Source organism: Pedobacter sp. HDW13, from assembly GCF_011303555.1.
In the GTDB taxonomy this organism is placed as follows: Bacteria; Bacteroidota; Bacteroidia; order Sphingobacteriales; family Sphingobacteriaceae; genus Pedobacter.
Genome location: NZ_CP049868.1, coordinates 5,433,685 through 5,447,823 on the forward strand (window position 1 = coordinate 5,433,685; position 14,139 = coordinate 5,447,823).

A 14,139-nucleotide genomic window follows, 5' to 3' on the forward strand; every position below is an offset into this window, starting at 1 on the left:
ATGGTAACGGCAACAGTTAATCTCTTTAATAAAATTTTCGCGGCCGATAAATGGAACATTGGTTTTGTGCATCAAACGCCCGAAAATCTGATCGAGACCCGGAAATTAAGCTCAACCATTAACTGGTTACCCGAAGATGATATCGATTATGCAGCCGATCCTTTTGTAGTGAATGTAGACAATACACCCGCATTTATTACGAAGAACTTGATTTTTGGAAAGGTAAAGGAGAGATTATGATGATTGACGGGCTTGATTTCAAAAACAAGAAGAAAATCAGTGGTATACAACCGGATGCCATCCACTTATCTTACCCGTACCTGATTGAAGAAGCAGGCGCATTGTATTGCATCCCTGAAACATCCGAAGCCAAAGAGGTAGCACTTTACCAGGTTGATCAAGATAGCCCAGAGAAATTGATTAAAATAAAAACGCTTGTAAGCGGAAAAGCATTTGTAGATAGTTCTGTTATCTATTACAACAATAAATACTGGCTGTTTACCAGCGTTTCAGGAGATCACGATAACCTTTACATTTACCATTCAAATGCTTTAGATGGACAATACACCGGGCATTATCAAAATCCAATCCCTGTTGAACAGGCTTTTTGCAGAGCAGCAGGGCACTTGTTTGTAGTAGGGCAGTCATTGTACCGGCCAACACAGAACCCCGTTAACCGTTATGGTGGTTCCATCATGATTAACCAAATAGAAATACTGAGCGAAAAAGAATTTAAAAGCAGCAGCCAGTTCGAAATATTACCCGATAAAGCATACAATAAAGGACTTCACAACATCAGTTTTGCCGATAACATCATTGTAATAGATGGCAAACGAAAGGTGTTAAGCCCTATTATGCCGATCAAAAAGTTTGTCAGGAATTATAAAAACAGGTAAACAACAGCGAAATGAAATCATTAAAACAAAAAATCACTTTCATTTCGCTAACAGATGCCCCAACGGTGCAGAAAATGTGCTGCACATGATGGCCAATGCGGTTGAAGGCGAAATGATCTTCCTTAAAAAACAACCATTTTCTGGTTTAAAAGTATCCGAAAACATTGGCAAAACATACCTGTCTAAGCAAAGTTTGTTTACCGGCTTCGCAAAGCTGGTCCCCTTGCTCAGGCAATATACCAGAGACGATGTTTTGATGAGTACACATCCGTACTTAAATGCCTTTTTAGGTTTTTTAAAACGGATTGGTTATTTACGGCCGAAACTGATTGTAAGGGAATGTACTTCGGTATTTACCCGCTTTACCGGAGTAAAAAAATCCATTTACAAAATCATCTACAAAATGGGGTATCCGGCTGTAGATCTGGTAGTTTGCCAAACCGCTTTAATGAAAGAACAATTACTGATTCACAATCCCTTTCTTGCTAAAGTTAAAGTACTTGTTCAGCCTAATCCGATCGATTTTAATAAAATAGTAGCCAAATCAAACCAGCCATTAATTAATGGCGATGCCAAACTCGATTTTATCTGCTCAGCAGGCAGGTTAATTCCGGAAAAAGGTTTTCCGGTTTTGATTGAGGCCTTTAAACTAATTAAAGCAGCACACCCGCAACTCAAATTGCTTTTGCTGGGCGAGGGCAAAGAAAGAGCATTGCTAACCCAAATAATTGCCGAAAATAATTTAACAGCTTCCGTTTTCCTGAAAGGCCAGATCGATAATCCGGCGCCCTATTTTAAACAGGCCAAACTTTGTGTGGTATCTTCCATTAAAGAAGGTTTCCCAAATGTGTTATTAGAAATGATGTCGGTAAACAACGCAGTAGTATCAACACTTTGTGCCGGCGGAATAAGTGAAATACCAGCCATAGCGAAAGTTGAGGTAAACAACGCAAAGGCACTGGCCAGTGCCATGCACGAAACGCTGCAGAAACAAGCCGCCGGAACCTCGAACATTGCCACACAATACCTGTACGGCCGGCGACCAGAAGTATTTGCCCAATCTATTTTAAGCGCTTTAAGCCTGCGAAATTAGCTCAAAACCAATCTTTTAAACCATAACACTGCAAGAGCAGCCTGTACTGCTATGCTTAAAAATAAAATCCACGCCTTGCAAAAGGCTTTTCTTAACCGTTTCTCAAACAGAAAATTATGAAAATTTTAATTACCGGTACAGCCGGATTTATTGGTTTCCACCTGGCAAAACGCTTATTGGAAAGAGGCGATACTGTTGTAGGTATCGACAACATTAACGATTATTATGATGTAAACCTAAAACATGCCCGCCTGGCCGAAACCGGTATTACACATACCAAATTGGTTGATGGTGTTCCACAGCAAAGTGAGAAATATGAAAACTACACTTTCATTAAACTCGATCTTTGCGATAAAGCAGGCCTTGAAAATTGTTTCGAAACTTACCAGTTCGATGCTGTTTGTAATTTAGCTGCGCAGGCCGGTGTACGTTATAGTTTAACCAATCCCGATGCTTACATTGAAGCCAATATTAAAGGTTTTCTTAATATTTTAGAATGTAGTCGTCACTTTAAAGTTGGCCATTTACTATATGCCAGTTCATCAAGTGTTTACGGACTTAATAAGAAAATGCCTTTTTCGGCGCACGATAACGTAGATCATCCGGTATCTTTGTACGCTGCTTCTAAAAAAAGTAACGAATTAATGGCTCATGCCTACAGTCATCTATTTAACCTGCCTACTACTGCGTTGCGCTTCTTTACCGTTTACGGACCATGGGGCAGACCTGATATGGCTTTGTTCTTATTCACTAAAGCCATTTTAGAAGGAAAACCAATTGAAGTATTCAATAACGGTAAAATGAGACGTGATTTCACCTATGTAGATGATATTGTAGAAGGCATAGTGAGGATTTTCGATCAACCTGCTAAATCAAATCCAGACTGGAATAGTGAGAGTCCTGATCCTGCTACCTCTTCAGCACCATTTGCGGTATTTAATATTGGCAGGGGTGAACCAGTTAACTTATTGGATTTTGTAGAAGAAATAGAAAAGGAAACAGGATTAGTAGCTAAAAAAGTATTTATGCCTATGCAGGATGGTGATGTGGCAGAAACATCGGCAAACGTAGATGATTTAAAGCACTTATTAAACTATGAACCAAGTGTTTCTGTACACGAAGGTGTGAAGAATTTTGTGAAATGGTTTACAGAATTTTACCACCCTGATTTACATATTGCACAGAAAACACTTCGTATCGCCGTTTAGATTGTCATCCAATTGTAAACTAGATGTATTATTAATTTACATGTATTGAATAATTAAATCTAAATTTTGCATTCTGTAAACAATTGGTTTACAGTATAGCTAATCTATAACTAAAACTCTATTAATTAATTATCAGCACTTTAACTGCATTTTTTCGAATATACTCATTTATCGCATATAGCGTTAAGTTGTAAATTTAAAAAAAATCAAAAATGCAGAGAAAGACAAATTTGTTTAAAAAAGTGAGTTTAATTGGTTTAATGTTAACGACGATTATTTTTTTTAGTAATTGTAAAAAAAATGCACAGGCAGACGATGTACTAGCAAATAGTACAGAGATGTTTTCGGGCGATTCGTCGGCAGTATTAGCCGCAACAGTTGGAAGTACAGGAAAATTAAGCCTTTCTGGTTTAAAATCAGAAGGTGGTTACGCGTACAAAATTTCGCAAACCATTTCTGGTGGCGACAATTCGACCGCGAAAGAGCAATCAGTTTTAAGGTTATTTGAAAACGGTGTAGAAATAGGACCGGCACATTCCTTACATGATGATATTAGAAATTTAGGTAAAGGTAGGTTTAGCCATTGGGGAAGTACAGTTATCTTCTCGGCTTCTGATAATACAGATCCAAGAACCAATGGCCGTACCTATACTTATGCTGTAGGCGGAACAAGCACAATTGCTCCTCCGGCTGATAATACAACTACCGCGCCAACTACACCAACGCAATCAGTTGCTGGTTTAATGGGTTACGCTATGGTAAACGGTACTACTACCGGTGGCCAGGGTGGTGCAGAAGTTACGGTAACCACTGTAGCGCAATTAAAAGCTGCTGTTGCTGATAATACTCCACGTATCATCTACATCAGCGGTACAATTAAAGGCGCAGGTATGGATCCTGTTTATGTAAAATCAAACAAATCGATTATTGGTAAATCAGGTGCAGTGTTAGAAGGTCTTAACTTATATATCTATACCGTAAGCAACATTATTGTGCAGAACATCACCTTTAAAAACTATGTTGAACAGGCAGCTGTACAAATTAAAGATTCGGCTCACCACGTTTGGGTAGACCACTGTGATTTTTCTACAGACCGTACACACGGATGGGAATACTGGGGTAAAGATATTTGCATTACCCGCGAATCTGATTACGTAACCGTTTCATGGAGCAAATTCCACGATACAAACCTATCAGTATTAATTAGTGGTGGTATTGCTGGTCACGAAGCAGATAAAGGTAAATTACACGTAACCATGCACCACAACATGTGGTACAACATTACTGAGAGAGAGCCATCAATGAACTGGGGTAGTGTACACATGTTTAACAACTATCACTTAAACAATTCAGGTTATTCAATCGGTACAAGAGCTGGTGGTATTGTAAGAACAGATAACGAGTATTTCTCTAACTGTGTTAAACCTTTAACTACAAAAGTAGCAACCGATCCTGAAGGATACTTTAGCGGTATTACAACCAACATTTACGATAAATGTGGCGCAAACAATATAACGACGGCAGTTTCTAGTTGGGTTCCAGAGTATGATTACAAATCATACCTTAACGATGCGGCATCAGTGCCAGCACTTGTTATGGCTAACGCTGGTCCAACTAAGTAAACCAAAATCTTCATATTTTTTCTGCGAAGCCACCTGGATAGGTGGCTTTGCAGTTTAAATAAAAAAAAACTTTGACATGATGAACATTACTAAGAAAAAGATCTTTATTGTCTGCGATTCTTCCAGATCATTGCTCGATTTTAGGGGAAGGCTGATTGAAAAGATGCAGCAACACAACCAGGTGTATGTATTTACACCCAAAATAGAACAGGAAACGGTACGTAAGCGGCTCGACGAAATGAAGGTAATTACCTACGAGAGCAACCTTAACGGTAGTAATGTATCCATCCTGTCAGATCTGCGGTTTATATATTCACTGTATAAACTAATGAAAGAAATAAAACCGGATATATTTTTCCCATATACCTTTAAGCCGGTTATTTATGGCTCTTTTGTAGCCAAACTTTGCAAGGTTAAACTTATTGCCCCAATGCTTACTGGCCTGGGCTATAACTTTACCGATAACAACTCCAGTAATAAACTTATCGTTAAAATTACCCGCTTGTTGCTTAAGTTAAGTTTAAGGCCTGATCCCAGTTTAAATATCATCTTTCAGAACAAAGACGATTCTGAGCGCCTGGTTCAGTTAAATATTCTCAACAAGAAACACCAGGTGTATGTAGTAAACGGATCGGGAGTTGATTTAAGCCACTACAATTATTCAAAACCAAGTACTTCACCGGTTACCTTTTTAATGGTTTCGCGCTTAATTAACGCTAAAGGCATTAAAGAATATTACGATGCAGCCAGGATAATCCACGAAAAATTTCCGAAAGCTGTTTTTAAACTTATCGGATCTTATGATCCCAATATCGATTCTATTAATGAAGACCTGTACCATCAGATAGCCAATGGCAATACGATCCAGTACATGGGGCAGGTTGACGATGTTAGGCCTGATATAGAAAAATCGTCGGTAATGGTATTGCCATCCTATTATGGCGAGGGTGTTCCACGCTGTGTACTTGAGGGAATGGCCATGGGAAGGCCGGTAATTACCAGCGATTCTGTTGGTTGCCGTGAAACAGTAAACCAGGATCCTGAACAAGCCAATGGCTTTCTCATTCCGGTAAGGGATGCCAGTGCCCTGGCCAGTAAAATGGAATACTTTATCAATAACATTAGTGAAATTATTCGCTTCGGAAGCAAGGGCACGAATTTGCCAAATCCAGGTTCGATGTAAACCTTGTTAATACCGAACTCTTCAAAATTATGCAGCTTCAGGCTTAACCTACCTGAAGTAACACAGTAAACTAACCAAATTATTCAACTAAACTTTAAGCTGTGAACAATTCATTTATTTACAAACGAGCCACTTTAGCCGACTTTAGGGAAGCTATTGATGAATATGGATGGGTCGTATATGAAAAGGCGATCAATCAGAAATTAATATCCGAAATAATTGCAGGTTTCGAAACCTCATATCATTTGCGCCGCGAAATCCAGATTTTAAATGGAATTGAGGCCAATATGGAGGGCACCTTACATCATTTACTCGAAAAGGATAATTTCGCGATCGAGTTGTTGAGTAAGCTATATTGTCACCGCGAAATACGAGATTTTTTAGGTGGAAATTATATACTGAACGGGATAAATGGTGTAATTAATACCAAAAAAAGCACATCCTATATTCAAAACATCCACCGCGATATCAGAACTTTTTCTCCGGATTCAAAACTAATGATCCAGATGATTATTGTACTGGATGATTTTACCATATTTAATGGCGCCACGCATTTTTTATCGGGATCGCACAAACTCGATATCAGGCCTGAAGAAAAGCATTTCAAAGCCTTCTCTAAACAGGCAGTAGCCAAAAAGGGGAGTATCATTCTGTTCGATTCGAACCTTTGGCATGCAGGAGGCATTAACTTTACCCGCAAACCACGCCGTGCCTTAACGCTGGGATTTACCAAGCCATATATTAAACAGCAATTCGATTACCCACGTTTTTTGGGCTACGAGTTTGGCGAAAAGATAGATAGCGACCTTAGGCAAATTATAGGCTACAATGCCCGGGTACCGGCAAGCCTGCAAGAGTATTACCGTCCTGTAGAAAGCCGTATGTACAAATCAGATCAGGGATAAATTGTAAAACAATGGAAATCCAAACGCACTCCGTCAAAACCATTGGTGGCTATATAGGATTACAGCTATCAAAAGGTTCAGTTTATCATCCCGGTTTAATTGCACTTAATACGGGTAGAAATGCTTTCGAATATATCCTTAAGGTAAGAAATTATACCATGGTATACCTTCCTTATTACACCTGCGAAGTATTACTCGAACCCTTACACAAACTCAACATTGCCTACAAGTTTTATCACCTCGATGAAAATCTTGATCCGATAATAGATTTTGATATACCCACATACAGCTGTTTATTATATACCAATTATTATGGTTTAAAAACAGAAACAGTTAGGCGCTTAACAAAAGAGATCAGCAACCTGATTATTGATAATGCACAGGCTTTTTTCTGCAAACCGATAGCCAATGCCGATACTTTTTATTCGTGCCGCAAATTTTTTGGCGTACCAGATGGTGCTTACCTTAATATTGCAACGCAGATTAATCTAAACTTAAACCAGGACCAATCTATTGATCGTTTTTCACATCTGATCAAGAGTATCGATATCAATATAGAAGAAGGTTATGGCGATTATATAGAGAATAATAAAGGGCTGTGTAACAACGACATTAAAACAATGTCGGCATTAACCACAAATATGCTTTCGGGTATTGATTATGAAGCTTGTGCTGCTATAAGAAGAGAAAACTTTGCTTTTTTAGCCGAACATCTGGCTGATAAAAACCTGTTGTCTTTAAAATTATCTGCCAGTGATGTTCCCATGGTATATCCGTTTTTAAACGATAATACAACAATTAAACAAACACTCATAAAACAAAAAATATTTGTAGCCACCTACTGGCCAAATGTTTACGATTGGGCCAGTGCCGATAGTTTTGAATATTTTCTGGCGCAGAACCTGATTGCACTACCCATTGATCACCGTTACGGGCTAGACGATATGCGTATTCTGGTAAATGCTTTAAAACCGCTAATATGAACACTCCAATTTACATAAGGCCATTAGAATTAAAAGATGCCGATGTATCTTATAAATGGCGTAACGACCCTGAAGTATGGTCGTACACAAAATTTGTTTTAAGAGATCCGGTTACGGTAGAGGTGGAAACAGCCTGGCTTGCCAATAAAATGAAGGCCGTTAACGAAAAACGCTTCGCCATTTGCATTAAAGATACAAACGAATATATCGGCAACATTCAATTGCTTGATATTAAAAATGATACTGCAGAATTTCACATTTTTATTGGTGAAAAAAAATACTGGGGAAAAGGCATAGGTTACAGTGCATCTGTAATGCTCTTAAAATATGCCTTTTATAACCTTAACCTTAAACATGTTTTTTTAGAAGTACATGCCGATAACCTGGCTGCTTATGCCATTTACAGAAAAGTAGGTTTCGAGCGTGTTTCACAAGAACATGATTTTATAAAAATGGTCATAAACTCATCGGTTTTACTGACCGTTAATTAATCTACCAACCTAATAAGCTCCAAATGAGAAAGATTATTACCATTAATGAAAAGCAAGAGTGGACAGATTATGTGAAGCGTGCGCTGCATTACGATTTTTATCACACCTGGTATTACCATTCGTTAGATAAAAGCGGTTTGCCCATACTCTTTGTTTACGAGGAAAACGAAAATTATATCGCTTTTCCACTTTTAAAACGAAACATACCCGGATCTGACTTTTTTGATTTTACATCCGTTTACGGATATACAGGGCCCGTTTCTAACATGGATTTTAAATCACTCGACGATGATTTTATGGAACGGTTTAAAGCTTCTTTTATAGCTTATCTGCAAACCGGTCAAAATGTTACAGTATTCTCGCGTCTGCATCCTTTCTTCGATCAGGAAAGATTGATGGAAAAGTTTTCAGGCGTGCATGCAAACGGAAAAACTGTAGCCATTGATTTAACCACAACTATAGAAAGTCAGCGAGCGGGTTACCGAAAGAGTGTTAAAGAGAAGATAAGGCGCTTAAGAAAACGTGATTATGAGGTAAAAATCTCTACCGATATTAATGATGCCGTTATTTTCTCTGAAATATATACCGAAAACATGCAGCGGATTGGCGCTAAGGATAGTTACCTTTTTAACCACGCTTATTTTGTTGCTTTGCTTACTTCTGATGAGTTTGACAGTAAGCTGTTTATGGTATATAAAGATGGTATTGCCATTTCGGGAGCCATTGTGGTTTGTACAAAAGAAATTATGCAGGTACACCTGCTGGCCACCCGTACCACTTATTTATTCGAATCGCCTGCTAAACTGTTAACTGATGAAATTACCGTTATAGGCAGGCAACTAGGTTATAAATATTTTAACCTTGGCGGTGGTGTTAATTTTAAGGAAGACACCTTGTTTGGCTGGAAAATGGGTTTTTCTAACTTATGTTTCGAATTTAACAGCTGGAGATACATTGCCAATAACGAATTATACAATACTCTTTTAAACGAACGATCCCTTGATCCTTACTCTAACATTGATTTTTTTCCACTCTACCGTAGTCCCGTAATTGCTTCATAATTAATTATTTAATTTTTTATTATATGGTTATGCTGATCGAAAATAATGCTACAGGCACAACTTTGCAATTAACTTTACAGCAAAAAGTTGATTGGATAAAGTATGTGGAGCTTGCCGCCGATTACGATTTCTATCACAGTTGGCAGTATCACTCTATGGCCGAAAATGGAACTCCCATTTTATTTGTTTATGAGGAAGCAGGTAATTTTATTGCACTGCCACTGCTCGACCGCCCAATTGCCGATACCATTTACAGGGATTTGCATTGCGTTTACGGTTATTCGGGGCCAATTTCTAACCTTAAGTTTGAACAACAACCTGAAGGCTTGAAAGATAATTTTTTAAAGGCGTTTTTAGCGTTCCTGCACCAGGGTAAATATGTTTCTGTGTTTTCAAAGCTACACCCGTTCTTTAAACAGAACGAGCTGCTGCAAAGAATCGAGGGATTGTATGAAAATGGAAAAACCATTGCCATTAACCTGCAGCAAACTGCCGAAGAACGGCGTAAACAATACAGAGGGACTACTTTGGATGGTATTAAGAAATGCCGCCGCATAGGCTATACCTTACGCGAAAGCAGAGGGCAGGAAGATATTGCAGCATTTACCCAATTATACAAAGCCAATATGGGCCGCATTAGTGCCGCCGATTTTTATCTGTTTGATGAAGCTTATTTTACACAAATGATCAATTCAACAGAATTTGATTGTAAACTGGTATTGGTTTGTTTAGACGATGAAATAGCCTGTGGAAGCATTATTACCTGTACAAATGGCATTATTCAGGGGCATTTAATTGCAACCAATGCTAACCACCTCAAATATTCGCCAGCAAAGTTTCTCGTTGATGAAGTAAGTGAGCTTGGCAGAAAATGGAACATGAAATATTACCATTTAGGTGGAGGCCTGGGCTTTAAAGAAAACTCGCTTTTTGAATGGAAACTAGGCTTTTCGAACCTGGTTCTAGATTACTACAGCTGGCGTTACATTGCAAACGAACCTGTTTATAACCAGCTGGTCGAAAAATCAGGCATCGACATCCAGGATACTACCGACTTTTTTCCCCTATACCGAATGACCCCTCAATAATCTACAATTGCTTTATTTAATGATTCTCAGTTATGAAAAAGTTCTTCTTCCCCGACAAGGCGCACTCTAGATGGTTAATTTTACTCATCGACCAGATGATTGTTATCTGGACCTTGTTTATATCTATTTTATTAACGCACACCCTAAATTACCAGGAAATTTTTAACGCCAGTAATTTCATGTATGTAGCGCTTTACTGCGCCATTGCAGCAGGCGTTTTTATTACACTACGCATCCATACCGGTATTATCCGGTACTCTAATACCGAAGATATTTTACGGGTATTTTTGGCAGTTTTTGTTACCAGTTTGCTTTTCATCAGCGTAAATAAAATCCTTTCGCAAAGATTTCAGTTGCTTTGGAGCCAAATGGATAAAGCATTGATCCTGAATTTCTTTATTTCCTCATCGCTGCTCATTCTAATGCGTACACTGGTTAAAGGAGTATTTTACTTTTTTAAAGAACTTAAATCAGAAACAAAAGAGAATATCCTCATCTACGGAGCCGAGAAAAAAGCCATTCTAATCAAAAATGCCATCGAACAAAATGAAGATTCGAACCTGAATATTGTTGGCTTTATTGATGATAACCGCGACCGTGTAGATAAATACCTCGAACAGAAAAAAGTTTACCATTCCTGCTCGGTTGAGCTTTTAAAAGAAAAACATGGTATTAAAAAAATATTGTTTGCCGAAGATGCTTTAAATACCTTAAACAAAAAGAAAATTATCGATATCTGCGTTAACCAGGGCATTAAAGTAATCATGGTACCGCCATCTGATAAATGGCTCTACGGTAAGCTCGATTCGCACCAATTGAGGGATTTAAAAATTGAAGACCTTTTAGAACGCGAACCAATTAAGCTAAACAAAAAGAATATTCTCAAAGATTTATCGGGTAAATGCATTTTGGTTACCGGCGCTGCGGGATCAATTGGATCAGAAATTGTTAGGCAGGCTTTACATTATAACCCTAAAATGGTTATCCTTTGTGATCAGGCTGAAACACCCTTGCACGACCTGAAATTAGAGCTTGAAGATAATTTCCAAGCAGCCCATATAAAAATATTTATGGCCAATGTGCAGAATATAAACCGCATCCGTACGCTGTTTGAGTTGTATAAGCCTGAAATCGTTTTCCATGCTGCGGCTTATAAGCATGTACCTATGATGGAGGATAATCCGGCAGAAGCTGTTTTAACCAACGTTTTAGGCACCAAAAACATGGCTGATGTGGCATTGGAGTTTGGAGTAGAAAAATTTGTGATGATATCGACCGATAAAGCGGTTAAACCCACAAATGTTATGGGCGCTTCAAAACGTCTGGCCGAAATTTATATCCAATCGTTAAACAGTCCCGAAACTTTGCCAAGTGGCGAAATTACTACACATGCCGCTCGCACACGCTTTGTAACTACCCGTTTTGGTAATGTATTGGGTTCTAACGGTTCGGTTATCCCGAGGTTTAAAAGCCAGATTGAGCGCCGTGGACCAATAACGGTTACCGATCCGGAAATAACCCGTTATTTTATGACTATACCCGAAGCCGTGCAACTGGTAATGGAAGCCGGGGCCATGGGCAAAGGTGGCGAGATCTTCTTATTTGATATGGGTAAACCGATTAAAATAGTCGATTTGGCAATCAATATGATTAAGCTGGCCGGTTTAACCCCGTATAGCGATATCGATATCGTTTTTACTGGTTTAAGGCCGGGAGAGAAGCTATACGAAGAACTGCTGTTAATGGAAGAGGAAATTATGGCTACACACCATCCTAAAATTAAAATTTCGCAAAAAGTAGCCTATAATTACCTGTACGTAAATCAGATTATTAAAGATCTGATTGTATTAAATAATGATGGAAACGACCTGAATATGGTAAAGAAAATGAAGGAAATTATACCTGATTATATCAGCAACAATTCGCGCTACGAAGAGCTTGATTTACTGGTTGCCAACTAATTACCGCAACGTTAAAACAGTAAGTATATTTTGCTTTTGTTAACAAAAATTTTATTAAATTGCAGTAACATAGTCGTCCCCGATGTTGATGGAATTTAAATATTGTTTTAAATTAAATTAACCGCTATGAGTTTAAATGTAGGCCAGGTTCTGGAGCGCGTTGTGCGCCGGGACCGTATGGGAATAAGTGAATTATCCCGTAAATTAAATGTAAGCAGGAGAACAATTTACAATTGGTTCGATCAGAAAAGCCTTAACCCCGAAATCATCTGGAAAGTAGGAAGTGTAATCGGTCATGATTTTTCGGTAGAACTGCCTGAAACTTTTGCGAAGACAAGCAGCAACATTCGTGAAGCTTTTGATGCGCATACCGAAGATTTTGCCAAAGGCGATGCCAATTCGGTCTATTTCTGGATGAATAAATACATTAAGCTGCTCGAAAAGTACAACGAAATATTAAGCCATACCAATTTGGAGAAAACGGTTTCTGAAACAGTGGCACACCACACCATGCCGCGCAACAGTAACCGTTCCGTATCATAGGCTTAACTCCCAAATTTTCTTATTATTTACTTACTAAACCAATAACTCCTTAGGCTATACGATTCTGTAAAGGCCTCCAATATTATTTCTTAACTCTCTAAAGCTTTACCATATAACGCTATTTATGGTAATGGATTTCTATTCACTAAATTTTTGAAATCATGAAAACAATTAACGCATTAACTCTGCTATTATCTTTATTTATTTTTCAGGGTGTATATGCACAATCGCAAGTTTATGGTGGCACAGGTATTCGCTATTCGGTAGGTATCGAAACTGGGTTGGCCACTGGTTATTTAGCTAAAAAATATGAAGCACCCCTGGGCGTTTCTGCACAAGCCGAATTTCCCATCACCGAAGGTATATTGTATGCGTCGGTAAATACCGGCTTCAACAATATCTTTGTTTCAGGTACTTATTCCCGTTTAGTAGATGATCTTCATCTGGTGCCTATTAAAACTGGTTTGAAGTATTTTTACAGAAGTAATCTTTACATACAATCAGAAATTGGCGTTTCGTTCCTCTTGAATAAAACCAATTGTGTTGAAGGTAAAAAAGCGGCATTTCTATATGCGCCGCAATTTGGAATGATATTTTACCTCCATAACAACAATTATATCGATGCCGGCCTGCGTTGGGAGAGTAACGGCAAATACTACAAGTGCGATCACACCAATAATTTCGTAGGCTTCCGCGTTGCCTGGGGCTTCAGTCTATAACAGCTGGGATATTTAAGTAATCATCTTTAATAAGCTCTGTACATGAAAGCAAGTATACAGTATAATACAATGAATGGGCTATGGATTCTCTTTATTGATTGTAAGTATGAGGATTCTCCTAAATACATCAGGATGATTACCAAAATTATAATCAAAATGCTTTCAGGCACCATTATTCCAGGCAATAAACGTCGGGTAAGGTCGGGGAGGCATTACCTCATTCATGAGCATGTGGTAGAGTTGCATACCGATGAGTGGTTTCCGCTGGTACTGGCCAGCGAAAGGAAAGAACTTTTAGAAGGTATTAAATCTATTTTTATGGATATGAATGGAAAAAAATAATGGCTGTCTCAGCTAAGTAGAAACAGCCATTATTTTAAAAAATA

At 38.4% G+C, this 14,139-nt stretch carries 15 protein-coding genes; all 15 read left to right on the top strand.

Annotated elements, in window-relative coordinates:
* Entirely contained in the window at window positions 1-240 is a 240-nt protein-coding gene (locus G7074_RS22620; RefSeq protein ID WP_166211496.1) for a hypothetical protein, read from the top strand.
* Window positions 237-896, top strand: coding sequence for a hypothetical protein (locus G7074_RS22625; protein WP_166211499.1), 660 nt, complete (start codon window positions 237-239; stop codon window positions 894-896). The genes G7074_RS22620 and G7074_RS22625 overlap by 4 nt, the downstream gene beginning before the upstream one ends.
* The gene (locus G7074_RS22630) at window positions 871-1,989 is read left to right on the top strand and encodes a glycosyltransferase (RefSeq protein WP_166211502.1); all 1,119 of its coding nucleotides are present in this window, start codon (window positions 871-873) and stop codon (window positions 1,987-1,989) included. Before G7074_RS22625 ends, G7074_RS22630 begins: the two co-directional genes overlap by 26 nt.
* Before the next feature lie 116 nt (window positions 1,990-2,105).
* Complete coding sequence (locus tag G7074_RS22635) at window positions 2,106-3,197, top strand: NAD-dependent epimerase (protein WP_124560276.1); 1,092 nt, start codon at window positions 2,106-2,108, stop codon at window positions 3,195-3,197.
* Window positions 3,198-3,409: 212 nt separating this feature from the next.
* Window positions 3,410-4,819 carry a pectate lyase gene (locus tag G7074_RS22640; protein WP_233603887.1) on the top strand — a complete coding sequence of 470 codons (1,410 nt, stop codon included), beginning with the start codon at window positions 3,410-3,412 and terminating at the stop codon, window positions 4,817-4,819.
* A 76-nt stretch (window positions 4,820-4,895) separates the two neighbouring features.
* On the top strand, window positions 4,896-6,002 hold the full coding sequence (locus tag G7074_RS22645; RefSeq protein ID WP_240916385.1) for a glycosyltransferase family 4 protein: 1,107 nt from the start codon (window positions 4,896-4,898) through the stop codon (window positions 6,000-6,002).
* Window positions 6,003-6,103: 101 nt separating this feature from the next.
* The gene (locus tag G7074_RS22650) at window positions 6,104-6,907 is read left to right on the top strand and encodes a phytanoyl-CoA dioxygenase family protein (protein WP_124560275.1); all 804 of its coding nucleotides are present in this window, start codon (window positions 6,104-6,106) and stop codon (window positions 6,905-6,907) included.
* A gap of 11 nt (window positions 6,908-6,918) precedes the next feature.
* Window positions 6,919-7,890 (top strand): hypothetical protein, encoded by a 972-nt coding sequence (locus G7074_RS22655; protein ID WP_124560274.1) that lies wholly within the window; start codon window positions 6,919-6,921, stop codon window positions 7,888-7,890.
* Window positions 7,887-8,381: a GNAT family N-acetyltransferase gene (locus G7074_RS22660; RefSeq protein ID WP_124560273.1), complete on the top strand. Its 495-nt coding sequence runs from the start codon at window positions 7,887-7,889 to the stop codon at window positions 8,379-8,381. Before G7074_RS22655 ends, G7074_RS22660 begins: the two co-directional genes overlap by 4 nt.
* 23 nt (window positions 8,382-8,404) lie before the next feature.
* Complete coding sequence (locus G7074_RS22665; RefSeq protein ID WP_124560272.1) at window positions 8,405-9,442, top strand: GNAT family N-acetyltransferase; 1,038 nt, start codon at window positions 8,405-8,407, stop codon at window positions 9,440-9,442.
* A 29-nt stretch (window positions 9,443-9,471) separates the two neighbouring features.
* Window positions 9,472-10,530: a GNAT family N-acetyltransferase gene (locus tag G7074_RS22670; protein WP_240916386.1), complete on the top strand. Its 1,059-nt coding sequence runs from the start codon at window positions 9,472-9,474 to the stop codon at window positions 10,528-10,530.
* 32 nt (window positions 10,531-10,562) lie between these two features.
* The gene (locus tag G7074_RS22675) at window positions 10,563-12,491 is read left to right on the top strand and encodes a nucleoside-diphosphate sugar epimerase/dehydratase (RefSeq protein ID WP_124560270.1); all 1,929 of its coding nucleotides are present in this window, start codon (window positions 10,563-10,565) and stop codon (window positions 12,489-12,491) included.
* Between the two features lie 126 nt (window positions 12,492-12,617).
* Window positions 12,618-13,034 (top strand): helix-turn-helix domain-containing protein, encoded by a 417-nt coding sequence (locus tag G7074_RS22680; protein ID WP_124560269.1) that lies wholly within the window; start codon window positions 12,618-12,620, stop codon window positions 13,032-13,034.
* A 161-nt stretch (window positions 13,035-13,195) separates the two neighbouring features.
* The gene (locus G7074_RS22685; protein WP_124560268.1) at window positions 13,196-13,753 is read left to right on the top strand and encodes a hypothetical protein; all 558 of its coding nucleotides are present in this window, start codon (window positions 13,196-13,198) and stop codon (window positions 13,751-13,753) included.
* Between the two features lie 42 nt (window positions 13,754-13,795).
* On the top strand, window positions 13,796-14,095 hold the full coding sequence (locus G7074_RS22690; protein ID WP_039472556.1) for a hypothetical protein: 300 nt from the start codon (window positions 13,796-13,798) through the stop codon (window positions 14,093-14,095).
* The last annotated feature ends 44 nt before the right edge of the window (window positions 14,096-14,139 follow it).